Raw genomic sequence first — 20,225 nt, 5'->3', positions numbered from 1 at the left:
GCCGCGAGTCGCGGCGACGGGACAGCTTGAGGAGGGCGTCTGCGCGGGCGGCGTCAGGCAGCGAATCGGTCGTCGGAAGGGGCTGGGGCGCCAATCACCAACGGGCCGCTGCATCCGGCCGCGTGCAACGGACGCAAGGGTAATGCGCCAGCCGGGTCGGTGTCCAGCGCCGTGGCGCTAGAATTGGGTGAGGTTCATATGCAAAGCGAAGGGATAGGTGACGGCATGTGGTACGTGATCGAGGGATACGACGGCGCCGATGCGCTGCCGCGGCGACTGGCGGCGCGGCCGCCGCACCTGGCGCGGCTGGTGGCGCTGCAGGAAGCCGGACGCCTGCTGCTGGCCGGTCCGTGCCCGGCGATCGACGCCGAGGATCCGGGTCCTGCGGGCTTCAGCGGCAGCCTGGTGGTCGCCGAGTTCGACTCGCTGGCGCAGGCCCGGGCCTGGGCCGAGGCCGATCCATACGTGGCCGCCGGGGTCTATGCGCGGGTCGAGGTGCGGCCGTTCCGGAAGACCTTGCCATGAACCGGGTCGCGGCGAACCGGGTGGAGCGGATCCGCGCCGTGCTGCAGACCGCGTTCGCCCCGCAGGCGCTGGAGGTCGAGGACGACAGCCACCGCCATGCCGGGCACGCCGGCGCCCGCGACGGCCGCGGCCACTTCAATGTGCGCATCGTCAGCGCTGCCTTCGCCAGCCTGGCGCCGCTGGCCCGGCACCGCGCGGTGTACGCGGCGCTGGGCGCGATGATGCAGACCGACATCCATGCGCTGTCGATCCACGCCCAAGCGCCGCGCGACGGCGGCTGACGCGCGCCGGCCTGCGCCGCGTCAGCCGCCGGTCCGCCCGCCGCGGCGCCGTGGCGCATGCCAGGAACGCGGAATGCAGGCATCGATCATGCTGCGGCGCATCATGATTCTGGCGATTTCGCGTCCATGCAAGTGGTTGAATCGTAATAATTTTATTGAAAAAATAACAAAGGGCTTCTGCCTCGTCCTGAGAACGATTACAGTCCGCGCCAGTTTCTCGATGTCTCGGCCGCGGAGGGCGGCGCGATGGCCAAGAGCGCGATCACCATCAAAGATGTCGCACGCGAGGCCCGGGTGTCCGTGGCCACGGTGTCGCGTGCGCTCAATGGGCACGAGAACGTCGCCGAGCCGGTGCGCAAACTGGTGCTCGAGGTGGCCGAGCGTCTGCGCTACAGCCCGCACGCGGCCGCGCGCAGCCTCAGCAGCCGCCGCACCCAGACCGTGGGCGTGGTGCTGCCGGACCTGTACGGCGAGTTCTTCTCCGAGCTGATCCGCGGCATCGACGGCGCCGCGCGCGCGCGCCGCCAGCACCTGCTGGTATCCAGCTACCACGGCGATCCGGAAGAGCAGGGCCGCGCGCTGCGCGCGATGCGCGGGCGCGTGGATGGCCTGCTGGTGCTGTCGCCGTATGCCGAGCGTCCCGGTTTCCTCACCGACAACCTGCCGCAGGCGCTGCCGACGGTGCTGATCAATACCCATCTGCCCGGCGCCGAGTATCCGGTGCTGAGCATCGACGACCATGCCGGCGCGGTGGCGATGACCGAGCATCTGCTGGCGATGGGCCATCGCCGCATCGCCTTTGTCGGCGGTCCGGAACTGAACTTCGATGCGCGCGAACGCCTGCGCGGGTTCCGCGACGCCATCGCCCGCCATCCCGGCGCGGCCGAGGGCCGGGAGTTCCCGGGCCAGTTCGACGAAGCCTCGGGCCACCGTGCGGGGCAGGCGATGCTGCGGGCCGGCACGCTGCCGGACGCGGTGTTCGCCGCCAACGACATGACCGCGCTCGGCTGCCTGTACGCCTTCGCCCAGGCCGGCGTGCGCGTGCCCGGCGACGTCGCCCTCGCCGGTTTCGACGACATCCCGCTGGCGCGTTTCGTTCACCCATCCCTCACCACGATGCGGGTCAGCATCGCCGGGCTCGGTGAGCAGGCGATGAACCGCCTGCTGCAGTCGGTCGACCGCCCTGGCGCCGACAGCCTGCAGCGGCAGACCCTGATTCCGGAGCTGGTCGTGCGCGATTCCAGCATGCCCGGTTCCTAGCGGCACGGATGTCCGCGTCGCCGTTGTCTTGCTCCGCTTGTTTGCATCGCAGCCCCACGCACCACCAATAAATAACTGGCAACACCATTCCTGGAGGGAAGCACCGCATGAACCACGCGCCACGTTCCGCACAGCCCGCACGCAAGCTGTTGAACTGCGCCCTGGCCAGTTGCCTGCTGCTGGGCGCCGCACCGGCGTTCGCGCAGAGTACCGGCGCCACCATCCGCGGCCAGGTCATGGCCGCTTCGGCGCCGGCCGCCGAAGCGCAGGTCACCGCCACCAACCTGTCCACCGGTCTGACCCGCAGCGTGCAGGCCAGCAACGGCGTGTACTTCGTCGGCGGGCTGCCGCCGGGTGCGTACCGCATCGATGTCACCGCCAACGGCCAGACCGCCACGCAGAACGTCACCGTGCAGGTCGGCCAGGTGGCGACGCTGAATCTGAGCGTGGGCGGCGCAGCGGCCACCGGTGACGCCATCACCCTCGGCGCGGTCAACGTCACCGCCCCGGCGCTGGTGGAGACCCGCACCTCGGAGAATGCCACCTACATCTCCAACAAGCTGATCGAGACGCTGCCGCGCGCGACCCGCAACTTCCTGGAGCTGGCCGACACCGTGCCGGGCGTGCAGTTCAGCCGCGACGGGCAGGGCAACACCAAGATGCGTTCCGGCGCCACTTCGGCCAACGGCACCAATGTGTTCATCGACGGCGTCAGCCAGAAGAACTACGTGCTCACCGGCGGCGTCAGCGGTCAGGACTCCAGCCGCGGCAACCCGTTCCCGCAGTCGGCGATCGGCGAGTACAAGGTCATCACCTCCAACTACAAGGCCGAGTTCGACCAGCTCAGCAGCGCCGCGGTGGTCGCGGCCACGCGCTCGGGCGGCAACCAGTTCGAGGGCAGCTTCTTCTGGGACTACACCAACGACAAGTGGCGCAAGCCCAGCCCGCTGGAAGAGCGCAACGGCAAGCGCGACGCGTTCAAGGAGGAGCAGTACGGCGCCACCTTCAGCGGCCCGATCCTCAAGGACATCGCGCACTTCTTCGTCGCCTACGAGGCCAAGCAGTACGTGACCCCGGGCGTGGTCCAGGCCGGTTCGATCTACCGCGACCGCGTCGCCGAACTGCCGGCGGACCTGCAGGCGCAGATCGGCACCTATCCGCAGCCGTTCAAGGAAGACCTGTACTTCGGCAAGCTCGACTGGGCCATCGGCGAGAACCACTACTTCGAGCTCAGCGGCAAGTACCGCGAGGAGACCTCGGTCGACGGCATCGACGGCAGCAACGCCGCCGCGCATGCGACCGATGCCTACCAGGAAGACAAGCGCGCCGACCTGCGCTACCAGTTCACCTACGGCCGCATCATCAACGATGCGCACCTGACCTACGAGAACGCGTTCGTCAATCCGCAGGCGGTCAACGACGGGCTCGGCTACAACCTGATGTACTACCCGGCCGACGGCAATCCGGACACCATCCTCAGCGTCGGCGCCGGCTCCAACTACCAGCGCAAGGGCCAGAAGGGCTGGGGCCTGCAGGACGACCTGACCATCCAGGACCTGCAGTGGCACGGCACGCACACGCTGAAGATGGGGGTCAAGTACAAGGACGTGGAACTCAACACGCTGCAGCAGATTCCATACAACCCGCAGTTCTACTACAACATCCTGACCAGCACCCAGATCCCGTACCAGGTGCAGTTCGGCGATGCGGTCGCCGGCACCAGCGGCGGCAACGCGATCTCCAAGAACAGGCAGTACGGCATCTACGTGCAGGACGACTGGGAGGTCGACCAACACCTGACCCTCAACCTGGGCGTGCGCTGGGACTACGAGAAGACCCCGTCGTTCCTGGACTTCCAGACCCCGGCCGACGTCGCCGCGGCGCTGTTGAGCTGGAGCAACCTCGACAACGCCAACTACAACATCCGCCATTACATCGGCACCGGCAACAACCGCAAGGCGTTCAAGGACGCCTGGCAGCCGCGCCTGGGCTTTTCCTACGACCTGGCCGGCGACCAGCGCTACGTGATCTTCGGCGGCGCCGGCCGTGCCTACGACCGCAACCTCTTCGACTACCTGTCGCTGGAGCAGCTCAACGGCAGCTTCCGTTCCTACGCCTATTACTTCCAGTCGGCGGCCAATCCGTGCCGCGGCCAGCCGTGCCTGGCCTGGGATCCGTCGTACCTGGATCCGGCCACGCTGCAGGCGCTGGTGGCCGGCGCCGGCGCCGGCAGCGGGCGCGAGATCTACCTGATCGACAACGACATCAAGACCCCGTACTCGGACCAGTTCAGCCTGGGCATGCGCAATGCGGTGGACCTGTGGGGCGAGCAGTGGAACACCGAGGTCACGCTATCGCACATCGCCAGCCACGACGGCTTCGCGTTCCTGCTCGGCAACCGCCGCGAGGACGGCTCGTTCTTCGTGCCCGGCACCATCTACGGCGCGCCGTTCGGCGAGGGCCCCGACGGCTTCGGCAGCGTGCTGCTGGGCACCAACGCGCTGGAGACGCGCAACGACTCGCTGGGGCTGAAGATCGACAAGCCGTACACGGCCAAGTCCGGCTGGGGCGCGACCGTGGCCTATACCTACAGCAACGCCAAGGAGAACCGTCAGTTCGGCGAGCACTACTCGCTCGACTATCCGAGCATCGGCGGCTACGGCTGGCACCAGGCCGCAGGCGTGCCCAAGCACCGCCTGGTCGCCACCGCGATCTACGACCTGCCGTGGGACATCACCCTGTCCGGCAAGCTGACCCTGTCCACGCCGACGCCGTTCTACGGCACCAACTGCCTGGCCGGCAATACCCAATGCTACATCGCCCAGTTCACCCCGGACCGCAGCATCGGCTACAAGGACCTGAGCCTGACCTTGAACAAGCAGTGGGACACCGGCAGCAACGTCAAGTTCAATGTCCGCGCCGATGTGCTGAATGTGTTCAACTGGGTCAACTACAACTCCTATGGCGCCAATACCGGTACCGCGACCGACCTGGACACCGCGTATGGCACGACCGACTACAAGATCTATGGTCAGATGCGCACTTTCCGCCTGTCGTTCGGGCTGAATTGGTAAGCGATTACGTCACGGCCGCCCCGGAATCTTCCGGGGCGGCCGCCGCAGATTCCGGGATGGGACAGTTTTCACCGTGCATGTAAGCGATTTCAAAGGGGTGTCGAACGCATGAAACTGGGCAGCGTCGCACGCTCACCATTGGTCCTGCTGCTGGCGACGGCGGCATTGCTGGCATCCTGCAAGAAAACCGAGGAGCCGGCCGTCGCGGACAAGAAGCCGGTCAAAGTGATTCTGATAGAAGCCGAACTGCCCCCCAAATTGCTCAAACCCGCGTTGCCGCCGCTGTTCGACGACATCGAGCGGCGCACCTTCCAATTCTTCTGGGACACCACCAACGAGCAGAACGGCATGGCGGTGGACCGCTACCCGTCGCGCCCGTTCGCCAGCATCGCCTCCATCGGCTTCGCGCTCACCGCCTATCCGATCGGCTACGAGAACGGCTGGATCGACCGCGAGCAGGCGGTGCAACGCACCCTGACCACGCTGCGCTTCCTGCGCGATGCGCCGGTCGGTCCGCAGCGCACCGGTCGCGCTGGCTACAAGGGCTTCTACTACCACTTCCTGGACATGCAGAAAGGGTTGCGCTACGACCAGTGGGTGGAACTGTCGAGCGTGGATACCGCGCTGTTGATGATGGGCGTGCTGTTCGCCCAGTCCTACTACGACGGCGCCAGCGCCGACGAGCAGGAGATCCGCCAGATCGCCGACACGCTGTACCGCCGCGTGGACTGGAAGTGGATGCAGCAGCGCAAGCCGTTGATCTCGATGGGCTGGTACCCCGAGCGCGGCTTCATCCAGTACGACTGGATGGGCTACAACGAAGGCATGATGGTCTACATCCTCGCGCTGGGCTCGCCAACCCATCCGGTGCAGCCCGACGCGTGGCTGGAATGGACGCGCACCTATAACAAGGACTGGGGCGTGTTCCAGGGCCAGGAATACCTGTCCTTCGGCCCGCTGTTCGCGCACCAGTACAACCATGTCTGGATCGACTTCCGCGACATCCAGGACCAGTACATGCGCGAACACGGCATCGACTACTTCCTCAACAGCCGCCGCGCCACGCTCGCCCAGCGCGACTACGCCATCGACAACCCGATGAAGTGGAAGGAATACGGCGAGAACGTCTGGGGCCTGACCGCCAGCGACGGCCCGCAGAACACCACCCAGGAGTACCGCGGCGAACAGCGCCAGTTCTTCCACTACCGCACCCGCGGCGCCGGCCTGTTCGAGCACTTCGACGACGGCACCATCGCACCCACCGCGGCGGTGTCCTCGATCGTGTTCGCGCCCGAGGTGGTGATCCCGGCGACCCAGGAGATGCACAAGCGCTTCGGCGACTACATCTATTCCAGCTACGGTTTCCTGGATTCGTTCAATCCCAGCTTCAACTACGATATCCCGCTCAAGACCGGTCGCATGATCCCGAACCGCGGCTGGGTGGCGGGCGACTACATCGGCATCGACCAGGGCGCGATCGTCACCATGATCGCCAACTACCGCAACGAGTTCGTCTGGAATGTGATGAAGAAGAACAAGTACCTGCGCACCGGCCTGGAGCGCGCCGGTTTCAACGGCGGTTGGCTGACCCCGGAAGGCGAGCGGCAACCGCTGCCGAAGAAGGACGAGCAGGCCGCGGCCGCGCGTGCGCTGGGCATCGCCGAGTCGCGCGCCGCCACCGAAGCGCAGCAGAATCCCGCACAGCGCAACCAGCCGCAGAAGCAGCCCGAATGAGTGTACTGCGCGCGACCGGTCGCTGGCTGTCGTTGGCTGCGCTGGCGGCGGCGCTGGGCGGCTGCGCGCGCGCGCCGCAGGGCCAGGTGGTGCGGTTCTGGGCGATGGGGCGCGAGGCCGAAGTCGTGGCCGAGCTGATCCCGCAGTTCGAGAAGGAGCATCCCGGCATCCACGTGGACATCCAGAACATCCCGTGGACCGCCGCGCACGAGAAGCTGCTGACCGCGTTCGCCGCCGACGGGCTGCCGGACGTTTGCCAGCTCGGCAACACCTGGATTCCCGAGTTCGCCGCGCTGGACACGCTGCAGCCGCTGCAAGCCTATGTCGACCGGTCCACGGTGGTCGATCCGAAGGACTATTTCGCCGGCATCTGGGACACCAGCGTCATCGACGGCCAGTTGTACGGGGTGCCGTGGTACGTGGACACGCGCCTGCTGTTCTACCGCAAGGACATGCTGCGCGAGGCCGGGGTGGACGCGCTGCCGCAGACCTGGGCCGAGTGGGAGCGGGCCATGGCTGCGGTCAAGCAGCACGTCGGCCCCAAGCGCTACGCGATCCTGATGCCGATCAACGAGTTCGAGCAGCAGCTGTCGCTGGGCCTGCAGTTCAACGATCCGCTGCTGCGCGACCACAACAACTACGGCAATTTCCGCAGTCCCGGCTTCCGCAAGGCGCTGGCCTTCTACGCCAACATGTTCCAGCAGGGCTGGGCGCCGAAGATGTCCGAGACCCAGATCTCCAACGTGTGGGACGAGTTCTTCAAGGGCTTCTACGCGTTCTACATCTCCGGCCCGTGGAACATCCGCGAGTTCCGCAAGCTGCAGCCGGCGGCGCTGGAAGGGCAGTGGGGCACGCTGCCGCTGCCGGGCCCGGACGGACCGGGCGCCGGCATCGCCGGCGGCACCAGCCTGGTGATCTTCCGCAAGTCGCAGCGGAAGGACGCGGCGTGGAAGCTGATCGAGTTCCTGTCGCGGCCGCAGACCCAGGCGCGCTTCCATGCGCTGATCGGCGACATGCCGCCGCGGCGCAGCACCTGGGCGTATCCGTCGCTGGCCAACGATCCGCTGGCGCACGCGTTCCGCGACCAGCTGGAGCGGGTCAAGCCGGCGCCGAAGGTACTGGAATGGGAGCGCATCGTGCAGGAAATGCGGCTGGTCACCGAGCGCGTGGTGCGCGGCGGCGAGAGCCAGGAGCAGGCAGTGCAGGACCTGGACAAGCGCGTGGACGAGATCCTGGAGAAACGGCGCTGGATCTACCGGCAGCAGCATCCGCAGGCCAGCCCTGCCGCGGCGGCGGGAACGGCGCCATGAAGCGCGGTTCCCTGGTCGGCTGGCTGTTCGCCGGCCCGGCGCTGATCGTGATCGGCGTGTTCTTCGGCCTGCCGGTGCTGTCGGCGCTGGCGCTGAGCGTCACCGACTTCGACCTGTACGCGCTGGCCGACAGCGACCACCTGCGCTTCGTCGGCTTCGGCAACTACGTCGAACTGCTGCAGACGCAGATGTTCTGGAAGTCGCTGTGGAACACCACCTACTTCGTCATCGTCGGCGTGCCGCTGTCGATCGGCGCCTCGCTGGGCGCGGCCTTGCTGCTCAACGCCCCGGTGGCGCGCTTCGAGGCGCTGTTCCGCACCGCGCTGTTCGCGCCGGTGGTGACCACGCTGGTGGCGGTGGCGGTGATCTGGCGCTATCTGTTCCACACCCGCTACGGCCTGGTCAACTACGGCCTGAGCCACCTGGGCATCGGCCCGATCGACTGGCTCGGCGACCCGCACTGGGCGATGCCGACGATCATGCTGTTCGCGGTATGGAAGAACTTCGGCTACAACATGGTGATCTTCCTGGCCGGCCTGCAGGGCATCCCGCAGGATCTGTACGAGGCCGCGCGCATCGACGGCGCGTCGAAGTGGCGGCAGCTGCTGCACATCACCCTGCCGATGCTGGGGCCGGTGCTGCTGGTGGTCGGGGTGATCACCGTGTCCGGCTACTTCCAGCTGTTCGCCGAACCCTACGTGATGACCCGCGGCGACCCGTTGCAGAGCACGGTCAGCGTGCTGTACTTCATGTTCGAGGAAGGCTTCAAGTGGTGGAACCTCGGCCGCGCCTCGGCGGTGGCGTTCCTGCTGTTCCTGATCATCCTGGGAGTGACCTCCGTGATGCTGCGCTTCGGCCGCAAGAAGGGCCTGGTATGAGCCGCGAAATCGGCGCGTCGCGCTGGAACGCGCTGCTGGTCAACGGCGGGCTGCTGCTGCTGGCGCTGATCAGCCTGGCGCCGTTGCTGTGGATGCTGTCGGTGTCGTTCATGCCGGCCGGGCAGGCCAGCCGCTTCCCGCCGCCGCTGCTGCCGACCGGCCCGACCCTGGCCAACTATGGCGAGCTGTTCTCGCGCACCGGCATGGCGCGCAACTTCGCCAACAGCCTGCTGGTGTCGTGCGCGATCACGCTCGGCTCGCTGCTGGTCAACACCATGGCCGGCTATGCGTTCGCCAAGCTGCGCTTCGTCGGCAAGGAGCGGATCTTCCAGGTCCTGCTGGCGGCGCTGGTGATCCCGGCGCAGGTGGCGATGCTGCCGCTGTTCCTGCTGATGAAGCAGCTGCACCTGGTCAACAACTTCGGCGGGGTGGTGGTGCCGGCGCTGGCGACGGTGTTCGGCATCTTCCTGGTGCGGCAGTACGCGCGCTCGATCCCGGACGAGTTGCTGGAGGCGGCGCGGATCGACGGCGCCGGCGAGCTGCGCATCTTCTTCCAGATCGTGCTGCCGATGCTCAAGCCGGTGCTGGTGACGCTGACCATCTTCACCTTCATGGCCGCATGGAACGACTTCATGTGGCCGCTGATCGTGCTGACCGACCAGGAGCACTACACCTTGCCGGTGGCGCTGGCGGCGCTGTCGCGCGAGCACATCATGGACGTGGAGATGATGATGGCCGGCGCGGTGGTGACGGTGATCCCGGTGCTGGCGCTGTTCCTGGCGCTGCAGCGCTACTACATCCAGGGCCTGTTGCTGGGAAGCGTGAAGGGGTGAGGGAACGCGCTTGCGAGCCACTGGCTCGCGCGTTCCCGAACGCCCGGCCACGGATGGCCGGGCCGGGTTGTCCGGAGCCGATCAGTTGCGCCAGGGATGGCATGGGAAAGATGCGAGTGTGGCGACGCGCTTGCGAGCCACTGGCTCGCGCGTTCCCGAACGCCCGGCCACGGATGGCCGGGCCGGACGTTCTGGTGTGGGGATGTCGCGCCAAGGATGGCAGCGGGGTTGCGGATCACGGAGCGCCACTGGCGCGCGTTGCGCCGAACGCCTGGTCATGGATGGCCAAGCCGGGTTGTCCGGAGCCGATCAGTTGCGCCAGGGATGGCATGGGAAAGATGCGAGTGCGTCGACGCGCTCGCGAGCCACTGGCTCGCGCGTTCCCGAACGCCCGGCCACGGATGGCCGGGCCGGGTTGTCCGGAGCCGGTAGGCTGCGCCATGGACGGCATGGGGAATGCACGAGCGTGGGGTCGTGCGAACCGCGGGCCATGTGTGCACGTACCTGGAGGGGCTCCGCGTGGTCTTGGGCCATCAGCCCCGACGCGTTTCCGATAACGCGTCGGTGTTGAACCCCTCCTGCAAAAAAGCCAACGACACAACGGGGAGCAGATCTATGACGGGAGTGGCGATGACGAGCGGACGGTGGCTGGCAGCGATGCTGGGCCTGGCGGCGGTGCAGGCCTTCGCCGCGGCGCCGACCGCGCCGGTGGCGCTGGACGGCTTCAACAACCTGGACAACTGGCAGATCGTCGTCTCCAACCAGGTCACCGCCTCGACCCGGCTGGTGCAGGCCGCCAGCGGCGGCCGCGCCAAGGCGATCTGCCTGGACTACGACTTCAACGGCGTCTCCGGCTACGCCGGCATCCGCCGCGCGATCCCGATCGAGTATCCGGACAACTACCAGCTCTCGTTCCAGCTGCGCGGCGATTCGCCGAGCAACGACCTGCAGTTCAAGCTGGTCGACGCCAGCGGCGACAACGTGTGGTGGGTGAACCGCCCGCGCTACGACTTCCCCAAGCAGTGGAGCACGGTCAGCTTCAAGAAGCGGCAGATCGACAAGGCCTGGGGCCCGAGTCCGGACAAGGAACTCAAGCGCAGCGCGCAGGTCGAGTTCACCATCTACAACCAGGTTGGCGGCAAGGGCACGGTGTGCTTCGACCAGCTGGCGCTGACCCCGCTGCCGCCGCAGGACACCTCGCCGCTGGCGGTGAAGGTCAGCGCCGACACCGCACCGGCGCTGGAGCAGCGCATCGCCGACGGCAAGGCGGACACGGTGTGGTACAGCGGCAACGCCAAGACCCAGACGATCATGCTGGACCTGGGCAAGGTGCGCGAGTTCGGCGGCGCCAAGGTGCAGTGGGCGCCGGGCGTGTACGCATCGCGCTACAAGGTGCAGGGCTCGGCCGACGGCCGCAGCTGGCGCGAACTGCGCAACGTCACCGCCGGCAACGGCGGCACCGACTGGTTGCCGATGCCCGAGACCGAGGCGCGCTACGTGCGCTTCGACCTGGAGGACGGCCCCAGCTTCCGCTACGGCATCGCCGACATCGCGCTGCAGCCGCTGGCCTTCGCCGCGACCCCGAACGACTTCGTCAAGTCGGTGGCCGCCGATTCCACCCGCGGCTGGTTCCCGCGCGGTTTCAGCGGCGAGCAGCCGTACTGGACCATCGTCGGTCTGGACGGCGGCCGCGAGCAGGGCCTGGTCGGCGAGGACGGCGCGATCGAAGTGGGCAAGGGCGGCTTCAGCATCGAGCCGTTCCTGCTGCTGGACGGCAAGCGCCTGAGCTGGGCCGACGTGAAGACCGCGCAGAGCCTGCAGGACGACTACCTGCCGATCCCGAGCGTGGACTGGAGCCACGACAACGCCGGCCTGCGCATCACCGCCTTCGTGCAGGGCACGCCGGAGCAGGCGCAGCTGGTGGCGCGCTACCGGCTCAGCAACCCGAGCAAGCAGCCGCACGACTACACCCTGGCGCTGGCGGTGCGGCCGTTCCAGGTGAACCCGCCCAGCCAGTTCCTCAACACCGTCGGCGGAGTCAGTCCGATCCATCTGCTGGCGTTCGACGGTGCCCAGGTGCAGGTCAACGGCGAGCCGCGCGTGTTCGCGGTGCAGAAGCCCGACGCGGCCTACGCCACCGCGTTCGACGCCGGCATCGACATCGAGCGCCTGGCCGCCGACGGCGCCGCGCTGCCGCAGCAGGCGGCCGATGCCGACGGCCTGGCCTCGGGCGCGCTGCTGTACCGCGGGCGCCTGGCGCCGGGCGAAGTGCGCGACGTGGCCCTGGTGATCCCGCAGACTGGCGCGCAGGCGCTGCCGTCCGAGTTCGATGCGGCGCGCGCGCAGCAACGGGTGGCCGCGCAGTGGCACCAGACGCTGGACCGGGTGCAATTGCACGTGCCGGCCGAGGGCAAGGCGCTGGCCGACACCTTGCGTACCGCGCTGGCGCACATGCTGATTTCGCGGATCGGGCCGCGCCTGCAGCCGGGCACGCGCTCGTATTCGCGCAGCTGGATCCGCGACGGCACGATGATCTCCGAAGGCCTGCTGCGCCTGGGCCGCGCCGACGTGGCGCGCGAATACCTGGATTGGTACGCGCCCTACCAGTTCGCCAACGGCATGGTGCCGTGCTGCGTGGACGACCGCGGCAGCGACCCGGTGCCGGAGAACGACAGCCATGGCGAACTGATCTTCGGCGTCGCCGACTACTACCGCTACAGCGGCGACCGCGCGTTCCTGGAGACGATGTGGCCGCGCGTGCTGGCCGCGTACGAGTACATGGAGCAGTTGCGGCTGAGCGAGCGCACCGAGGACAACCGCGCGCGCAACCCGGCGTTCTACGGGATGATGCCGGCGTCGATCAGCCACGAGGGCTATTCGGCCAAGCCGATGCATTCGTACTGGGACAACTTCTGGGCGCTGCGCGGCTACAAGGACGCGGTGCAGATCGCCGCCGAGCTGGGCCGGGTCGACGATGCGGCGCGCTTCGCCGCCTCGCGCGACCAGTTCCGCCAGGACCTGTACGCCTCGCTGGACAGCGCCACCCAGCAGCACCACATCGAGTTCCTGCCGGGCTCGGCCGAGTTGGGCGATTTCGATCCCACCTCCACCACCATCGCGCTGGCCCCGGGCGGTGAGCAGGGGCGGTTGCCGCCGGCGCTGCTGCACAGCACCTTCGAGCGCTATTGGAGCGAGTTCGTGTCGCGCCGCGACGGCAAGCGCGATTGGAAGGACTACACCCCGTACGAATGGCGCAACGTCGCCGCGTTCGTGCGCCTGGGCTGGCGCGAGCGCGCCCGGGAGGCGACCGCGTTCTTCTTCAAGGACCGCGCGCCGCAGCCGTGGAACCAGTGGGCGGAGGTGGTCTCGCGCACGCCGCGCAAGCCGTTCTTCGTCGGCGACCTGCCGCACGCCTGGGTGGCGTCGGACTTCGTGCGCTCGGTACTGGACATGTTCGCCTACGTGCGCGACATCGACGACAGCCTGGTGCTGGCGGCCGGCGTGCCGAGCGCATGGCTCGACGGCAAGGGCATCGCCATCCAGGACCTGCGCACGCCGCAGGGCCAGCTCAGCTACCAGTTGCGCCGGCACAAGAACCGCCTGAGCCTGGGTATCGGCGGCGGCCTGCGCTTGCCCAGCGGCGGCCTGGTGCTGCCGTGGCCGTATCCGGGCGAACCCGGCCGCACCCAGGTCAACGGCGAAGCGGCGCAGTGGGAACATGGCGAGCTGCGGATCCGGTCGTTGCCGGCGGATGTGCAGATCGAGGTGAAGTGACGCGTCGGGACTCGGGACTCGGGACCGGGGACCGGGGACTCGGAACAGCAGAAGCAAAAAGCGCCGGCATGCCGGCGCTTTTTTGTTGTTCGCTTTTCGAGTCCCGAGTCCCGAGTCCCGAAGTCCCAGCGCTTTACCGAGTCCCCGGTCCCCGGTCCCCGGTCCCCGGTCCCGAGTCCCGAGTCCCGCGGACGATCTCGGCCGCCTTCGCCGCGCTCTCGCGCACCTTGTCCCACTCGCCGTTGGCCAGCCAGTCCTTCGGCACCATCCACGAGCCGCCGATGCAGACCACGTTCGGCTGCGCCAGATAGTCGGCGGCGGTGTCCTCGCCGATGCCGCCGGTGGGGCACAGCTTCAGCTCCGCCAGCGGCCCGGCCAGGCCCTTGAGCATGGCCAGGCCGCCGACCGCCGAGGCCGGGAACAGCTTGCACACGCGGAAACCGCGCGCCATCAGCGCCAGCAGTTCGGTCGGGGTGGCCGCGCCCGGCACCACCGGCAGCGGCGCCAGCGCCAGCGCGTCGGCCAGCGCCGGCGGCGTGCCCGGGGTGACGATGAAGTCGGCGCCGGCGTCGATCGACTGCTGCAACTGGGTCGCGCTGAGCACGGTGCCGGCGCCGATCTGGATGTCCGGCAGCTCGCGCTTGAGCATCGCCAGCGCCTCCATCGCCACCGGCGTGCGCAGGGTCAGCTCGATCGCCGGCAGGCCGCCTTCGAGCAACGCGGCGCAAACGCGGCGCGCCTCGTCCAGGCTGTGGACGGTGACCACCGGCAGGATGCCGGCGGCGCGCAGCAGGGTTTCGGCGGTGGTCTGGTGGTCGGCAATCGTCATGACGGTCTCGGGTTCGCGATGATGGCGGGGCGCCGGCCGCATCCGGCCAGCACAGGGGAGGCAGAGGACGCGCGCGGCGCCGGCGGTTTTTATGCGTCCTTTTCCTCGTGCGGCGCGGCGGCCGCTTCGCTGCCGCGGCCCAGGTCGTACTCGGCGTCGTAGTTCCAGTCGTCGCCATCGGCGGACGGCGGGCCGCAGGAGATCGACATCGCGCCCTGGTCGGCGGGGCCGACCACGCGGCGGTTGATCGCGAACAGGTTGCGGCCGAGGTCGTGCGCGGCCGGCGCGGTGTTCGGCGCCAGCGTACGCGCCGCCCACTCGGCGGCATCGACCAGCACTTCCAGGGTGCCGGCCGCGCCGTCCAGGCGCACCATGTCGCCTTCGCGCACGCGCGCGATCGCGCCGCCGCGGGCCGCTTCCGGGGTCACGTGGATCGCCGCCGGGAACTTGCCCGAGGCGCCGGACAGGCGCCCGTCGGTGACCAGCGCCACGCGCCGGCCCTGGTTCTGCAGCAGGCCCAGCAGCGGCGCCAGCGAGTGCAGTTCCGGCATGCCGTTGGCGCGCGGACCCTGGTAGCGCAGCACCACCACGAAGTCGTGCGGCAGCGCGCCGGCGGCATGCAGCTTGTTCAATGCCTGCGGCGCGTCGATCACCACCGCCGGCGCCTCGATGGTGCGGAACTGCGGCTTCACCGCCGACAGCTTGATCAGCGATTTGCCCAGATTGCCGCGCAGCAGGCGCAGCCCGCCCTGCGCCTCGAACGGGTTCGAGGCTGGGCGCACCACCGCTTCGTCGGCGCTCCTGGCCGGGCTCGGCACGTAGGCCAGCGCACCGTGCTGCACGCACGGCTCGTCGCCGTAGGCGCGCATGCCGCCGGGCACGATGGTGGCCAGGTCGTCGTGCATCAGCCCGGCGTCCATCAGCTCGCGGAACACGAAACCGACGCCGCCGGCGGCGGCGAAATGGTTCACGTCGGCCTCGCCGTTCGGATAGACGCGGGTCAGCAGCGGCACGATCTGCGACAGCGCGTCCAGGTCGTCCCAGGTCAGCACGATGCCGGCCGCGCGCGCCACCGCCAGCCAGTGGATGGTGTGGTTGGTGGAGCCGCCGGTGGCCATCAGCGCGACCGCGGCGTTGACGATCGCGCGTTCGTCGATCAGCCGGCCGAGCGGGCGGAAATCGCTGCCCAGCGCGGTGATGCGCAGCGCGCGTTCGGTGGCCTGCTGGGTCAGCGCATCGCGCAGCGGGGTGCCGGGATTGACGAACGAAGCGCCGGGCAACTGCACGCCCATCGCTTCCAGCAACACCTGATTGGAGTTGGCGGTGCCGTAGAAGGTGCAGGTGCCGGGCGCGTGGTAGGAAGCCGATTCGGCGGCCAGCAGCTCCTCGCGGGTGGCCTGGCCGGCGGCGTAGCGCTCGCGCACCTCGGCCTTGCGCTTGTTGGGGATGCCCGGGGTCATCGGCCCGGCCGGCACGAACACCGCCGGCAGGTGGCCGAAGGCCAGCGCGCCGATCAGCAGGCCGGGCACGATCTTGTCGCACACGCCCAGGTAGAGGGTGGTGTCGAACATGTCGTGGCTGAGGCCGATGGCGGTGGCCTGGGCGATCACGTCGCGCGAGAACAGCGACAGCTCCATGCCCGGCCGGCCCTGGGTCACGCCGTCGCACATCGCCGGCACGCCGCCGGCGACCTGCGCGGTGGCGCCCAGCGCGCGCGCGGTGCTGCGGATGATCTCGGGGTAATGCTCGAACGGCTGATGCGCCGACAGCATGTCGTTGTAGGCGGTGACGATGCCCAGGTTCGGGGTGATGCCGCCTTCCAGCCGGCGCTTGTCGGTCGGGCCGCAGGCGGCGAAGCCGTGCGCCAGGTTGCCGCAGCTCAGGCGGCTGCGGAACGGGCCGTCGCGCAGCGCGGCGTCGACGCCAGCCAGGTAGGCGCGCCGCGACGGCGCGCTGCGCTCGCGGATGCGTTCGGTGATCGCGTGGAGTTTCGGATGCAGGCTCATTGGCTGACGTGGCTATGAAGTGTGGGGGTGGCGTCGGGACTCGGGACCGGGACTCGGGACTCGGTAAAGAGCGGGAATGCAGCAGCGGTGGGCCGTTCCGGGTCCCCAGTCCCCAGTCCCGAGTCCCGGCTTCATTCGCACCAATGCACGCGCAAGCGCGCACCGGGCGTATCGAAGGCGACGCGGATCGGGAATTCGTGCGGGTCGCTGCCGGCCAGGGCGCGGTTGAGCACGTTCAGCTTCTGCTTGCCACGCAGCAGCAGCATGCGCTGGCCGATCGGCGCCAGGCCGGCCGGGGTCAGGGTGATGCGCAGCGGCCAGGTGTTGGCGCCGGGGCAGCCGGTGGCGTCGAGCGCGGCGTAGGGCAGCGGATTGCCCAGCGCCTTGCCCAGCTCGGTGGCGCCGGGGAACAGCGACGCGGTGTGGCCGTCGCCGCCCATGCCCAGCACCGCCATGCACGCGGCCGGCGCGTGCCGCGCATGCAGGTTGGCGGCGTGCACGCAGTCCTGCAGCGGCTTGCCGACCCGCACCAGCGGCTCGAAGCGGGCGCCTTCGGCGCGCTCCAGGAAGCTGTGCCGGACCAGGTAGGCATTGCTGTCGCTGTCCTGCGGCGACAGCCAGCGCTCGTCGACCAGGCCCACTTCCAGCTTCGACCAGTCCAGCGGCAGCTCGGCCAGCGCCTGGTACACCGGCGCCGGGGTGGTGCCGCCGGACAGCAGCAGGCGCGCGCCGCCGCGCCGCTCGATGTCCACGCGCAGCGCAGCGCCGATCTCGGCCGCCGCCGCGTCGATCCACTCGTCGGGATCGTCGTAGCGGATCAAGGTGATGCGATCGGACAACGTGGCGTTCATGCGACGACTCCTGGGGATTGCCGTTCGGCATCGACTGCGTAGGCCGCGGCGCCGAGCAGGCCGGGACGGGGGTGGATCACCGCCAGCGACGGCACCTGCGCCATGATCGACGAAAAGCGGCCCTTGTGCTCGAAGCGCTGGCGGAAGCCGGAGTGCTGCAGCGCGTCGAGCATCTTCGGCACCAGGCCGCCGGTCAGGAACACGCCGTTCCAGGCGCCCTGCACCAGCACCAGGTCGCCTGCGATGGCGCCGAACACCGCGCAGAACACGTCGATGGTGCGCATCGCGCGGTAGTCGCCCTGCGCGGCGCGCGCGGTGATGTCCGCTGGCTGCAGCGGGCCAGGGTCCTCGCCGGCCATCTCGCTGAGCGCGCGGTGGATGTTGACCAGGCCGGGCCCGCAGATCAGGCGCTCGTTGGACACGCGGCCGAACTGCTGCGACAGCAGTTCCAGGATGCGGATCTCCTCGGGCGTGCCCGGCGGGAAGCTGACGTGGCCGCCCTCGGTTTCCAGCGGATAGCAGCGGCCGCCGCGGATCAGCAGCCCGCCCACGCCCAGGCCGGTGCCGGGGCCGATCACCGCGTAGTTGCGCGGTTGCGCGACCGGCGCCGGCTGCCAGGTCGCGCCGCCGACCTGGACCACGTCCTGCGGCCGCAGCAGGCTGATCGCCATTGCCTGCGCGGCGAAGTCGTTGATCAGGCGCAGTTCCCCGAAGCCGAGCATGGCGCGGGTGCGCGAGCGCGAGATCACCCACGGATGGTTGGTGATCCGCGCCTCGTCGCCGTCCACCCGCCCGGCCACGGCGAACACCCCGCTGCGCGCCTCCACCCCGGTCTGCTGCAGGTAGTGGCGCGCCGCGTCGCCCAGCGACGGGAACTCCACCACCGAGTAGGTCTGGGTGCTGTCGTCGAGCAGGGGCGTCGACGCGTCGAGGTCGGCGAGCGCGAAACGCGCATTGGTGCCGCCGATGTCGGCGACCAGCACCGGCCGTTGCGGCGCGCTCATGGCGCGCCCCGCTGCACGGCGCCGGCGTCGTCGGCGGACACGTAGCGCTCGGCTTCCTGTGGCCCCCAACTGCCGGCCGGGTAGGGCAGCAGCGGCAGTTGCGCCTGCGCCCAGGCGTCGCTGACGCTGTCGATCCAGGCCCAGGCCGCGCGCACTTCGTCGTCGCGCACGAACAAGGCGTGGTTGCCGTTGAGCGCATCGAGCATCAGGCGTTCGTAGGCGATGCGGCGGTGCAGGCCGGTCGGGACCGACAGTTCCAGTTCCAGCGGCTGCAGTTCCAGCGCGCCCCATTCCGGGCCGGCCAGGCTGCTCATCAGGCCCAGTTCGATGTTCTCCTGCGGCTGCAGCTGGAAGGTCAGCCGGTTCGGCGCCACGTGTTGCGCGTCCGGGCGCTCGAACAGCCAGTGGGTGACCGGCTTGAGCGTGACCACGATGCGGGTGGTGCGCTCGGCCAGGCGCTTGCCGGTGCACAGCCGGAACGGCACCCCGGCCCAGCGCCAGTTGTCGAGGTAGGCGGTGACGCCGACGAAGGTCTCCACGTCGCTGCCTTCCGGCGGCTGGTAGGCCTGGGCCGGCTGGCCGTCGATGGCGCCGGCGGTGTAGCGCCCGCGCACGCTGTCGCGCGCGGCGTGCGCGGCCTGCAGCGGACGCAGCGCGCGCAGCACCTTGACTTTCTCGTCGCGGATGCGGTCCGCTTCCAGCGAGGCCGGCGGCTCCATCGCCACCAGGCACAGCAGTTGCAGGATATGGCTCTGGACCATGTCGCGCAGCGCGCCGGAACGGGCGTAATAGGCGTCGCGGCCGTCCACGCCCTCGCTCTCGGCGACCAGGATCTCCACCGATTCGATGTAGTTGCGGTTCCACACCGCCTCCAGCAGCGTGTTGCCGAAGCGCAGCGCAATCAGGTTCTGCACCGCCGCCTTGCCCAGGTAGTGGTCCAGGCGGAACACGCGGTCCTCGTCGATCAGCGCGCCGATCGCCTGCAGGATCGCGCGCGCGCTGGCCGAGTCGTGGCCGATCGGTTTCTCCAGCATCAGCCGGTTCGGCGCGGCCAGCGCGCCGCCCAGGGCCAGGCCCTGGCAGGTGCTGATGTAAAGGCCCGGCGGGATCGCCAGGTAGCTGACGCACTTGCGCGCGGCCAGTTCGCGCACCGCATCGGCCACCGATTCGGCATTGCGCAGGTCCACCGCGCGGTAGTCGACGCGCGCCAGCAGCGCCTGGATGATCGCGTCGCTGACCTTCGGCATCGCCGCCTGCAGCCGCGGCTTGAGGATCTCGTGGAACTTGGCGGTGTCGTGCGGCGACAGCGCCAGCGCGCGGATGCGGACGTCTTCCGGCAGCAAGCCGTCGTCGAGCATGCGCAGCAGCGACGGGAACAGATAGCGCTGGGCCAGATCGCCGGTGGCGCCGAACAGCAGGAAGGTATCGTGCATCGACCGGTTTTCGGTTTCGGGTGACATGTCGTCGATCACCTGGGGGCTAGTAGTGACGTGGCGTTGGTAACGAGCGGCGGGACCGGCCTGTATCCGTCCTGCCGCTCGCGCGGGGCAGAGCGAGTGGCGACCGCCAAGCGGGACCGCACGATCCGGGAGATGAATACGACTGCCAGACCTCTAAGCATACCTGTCCAATCCCTCAAGCATCAGGTCGGCGCTCGGCGCACGCCGCGGCGGCGGCGGGCGGATCGCATCGCAGGCTCTCCCAGGCGTCGATGGCGTTCCGTGAAAACGGTTACATGGCAGAATGCCGCATTGCGGTCCATTGTTGCCCATGTCGCTGGCACGATGCGAACCGCATTGTTAATGCACTGCCTTCGGGAGGGACCGGCGGCAGCCCGTCTCTCCTGCCGGAAATCGGATACCGCAC

The 20,225-nt window shown here is 69.0% G+C and carries 14 protein-coding genes; 9 read left to right on the top strand and 5 right to left on the bottom strand.

The features are described from left to right. The first annotated feature begins 225 nt into the window (after positions 1-225). From G4Q83_RS12915 to G4Q83_RS12875, 9 genes are all read left to right on the top strand, one after another. Positions 226-525 (top strand): YciI family protein, encoded by a 300-nt coding sequence (locus tag G4Q83_RS12915; protein WP_128419152.1) that lies wholly within the window; start codon positions 226-228, stop codon positions 523-525. Beyond that, positions 522-806 (top strand): BolA family protein, encoded by a 285-nt coding sequence (locus G4Q83_RS12910; protein WP_128419153.1) that lies wholly within the window; start codon positions 522-524, stop codon positions 804-806. Before G4Q83_RS12915 ends, G4Q83_RS12910 begins: the two co-directional genes overlap by 4 nt. Before the next feature lie 246 nt (positions 807-1,052). Next, a complete protein-coding gene (locus G4Q83_RS12905; RefSeq protein WP_128419154.1) occupies positions 1,053-2,066 on the top strand; it encodes a LacI family DNA-binding transcriptional regulator in 1,014 nt (337 codons plus the stop codon). 107 nt (positions 2,067-2,173) lie between these two features. Beyond that, positions 2,174-5,140, top strand: a complete 2,967-nt coding sequence (locus G4Q83_RS12900) for a TonB-dependent receptor (protein ID WP_128419155.1) — start codon at positions 2,174-2,176, stop codon at positions 5,138-5,140. A 108-nt stretch (positions 5,141-5,248) separates the two neighbouring features. Further along, entirely contained in the window at positions 5,249-6,874 is a 1,626-nt protein-coding gene (locus tag G4Q83_RS12895; protein ID WP_128419156.1) for a glucoamylase family protein, read from the top strand. Further along, positions 6,871-8,184, top strand: a complete 1,314-nt coding sequence (locus G4Q83_RS12890; protein WP_246432091.1) for a sugar ABC transporter substrate-binding protein — start codon at positions 6,871-6,873, stop codon at positions 8,182-8,184. Before G4Q83_RS12895 ends, G4Q83_RS12890 begins: the two co-directional genes overlap by 4 nt. Next, positions 8,181-9,062, top strand: a complete 882-nt coding sequence (locus G4Q83_RS12885; protein ID WP_128419157.1) for a carbohydrate ABC transporter permease — start codon at positions 8,181-8,183, stop codon at positions 9,060-9,062. Before G4Q83_RS12890 ends, G4Q83_RS12885 begins: the two co-directional genes overlap by 4 nt. After that, entirely contained in the window at positions 9,059-9,895 is an 837-nt protein-coding gene (locus G4Q83_RS12880) for a carbohydrate ABC transporter permease (protein ID WP_128419158.1), read from the top strand. Before G4Q83_RS12885 ends, G4Q83_RS12880 begins: the two co-directional genes overlap by 4 nt. Positions 9,896-10,552: 657 nt before the next feature. Further along, positions 10,553-13,669, top strand: a complete 3,117-nt coding sequence (locus tag G4Q83_RS12875) for a discoidin domain-containing protein (RefSeq protein ID WP_185817435.1) — start codon at positions 10,553-10,555, stop codon at positions 13,667-13,669. Positions 13,670-13,802: 133 nt separating this feature from the next. On the opposite strand, the gene G4Q83_RS12870 is transcribed toward G4Q83_RS12875, so the two are convergent. The 5 genes from G4Q83_RS12870 to zwf all read right to left on the bottom strand — a co-directional run bounded on the left by G4Q83_RS12870 (position 13,803) and on the right by zwf (position 19,819). Further along, positions 13,803-14,498 (bottom strand): bifunctional 4-hydroxy-2-oxoglutarate aldolase/2-dehydro-3-deoxy-phosphogluconate aldolase, encoded by a 696-nt coding sequence (locus tag G4Q83_RS12870; protein ID WP_128419159.1) that lies wholly within the window; start codon positions 14,496-14,498, stop codon positions 13,803-13,805. Between the two features lie 89 nt (positions 14,499-14,587). Further along, on the bottom strand, positions 14,588-16,504 hold the full coding sequence (gene edd, locus G4Q83_RS12865; protein ID WP_128419160.1) for a phosphogluconate dehydratase: 1,917 nt from the start codon (positions 16,502-16,504) through the stop codon (positions 14,588-14,590). 131 nt (positions 16,505-16,635) lie between these two features. Then, on the bottom strand, positions 16,636-17,355 hold the full coding sequence (locus tag G4Q83_RS12860; RefSeq protein WP_128419161.1) for a 6-phosphogluconolactonase: 720 nt from the start codon (positions 17,353-17,355) through the stop codon (positions 16,636-16,638). After that, positions 17,352-18,359 carry a glucokinase gene (gene glk / locus G4Q83_RS12855; protein ID WP_128419162.1) on the bottom strand — a complete coding sequence of 336 codons (1,008 nt, stop codon included), beginning with the start codon at positions 18,357-18,359 and terminating at the stop codon, positions 17,352-17,354. Before glk ends, G4Q83_RS12860 begins: the two co-directional genes overlap by 4 nt. Next, positions 18,356-19,819, bottom strand: a complete 1,464-nt coding sequence (zwf, locus tag G4Q83_RS12850; RefSeq protein WP_246432090.1) for a glucose-6-phosphate dehydrogenase — start codon at positions 19,817-19,819, stop codon at positions 18,356-18,358. Before zwf ends, glk begins: the two co-directional genes overlap by 4 nt. Positions 19,820-20,225 lie beyond the last annotated feature (406 nt).

This window comes from Xanthomonas theicola, assembly GCF_014236795.1.
Classification (GTDB): Bacteria; Pseudomonadota; Gammaproteobacteria; order Xanthomonadales; family Xanthomonadaceae; genus Xanthomonas_A; species Xanthomonas_A theicola.
Note: the sequence above shows the minus strand (reverse complement) of the source record. Positions and strands in the feature narration are given on the sequence as shown.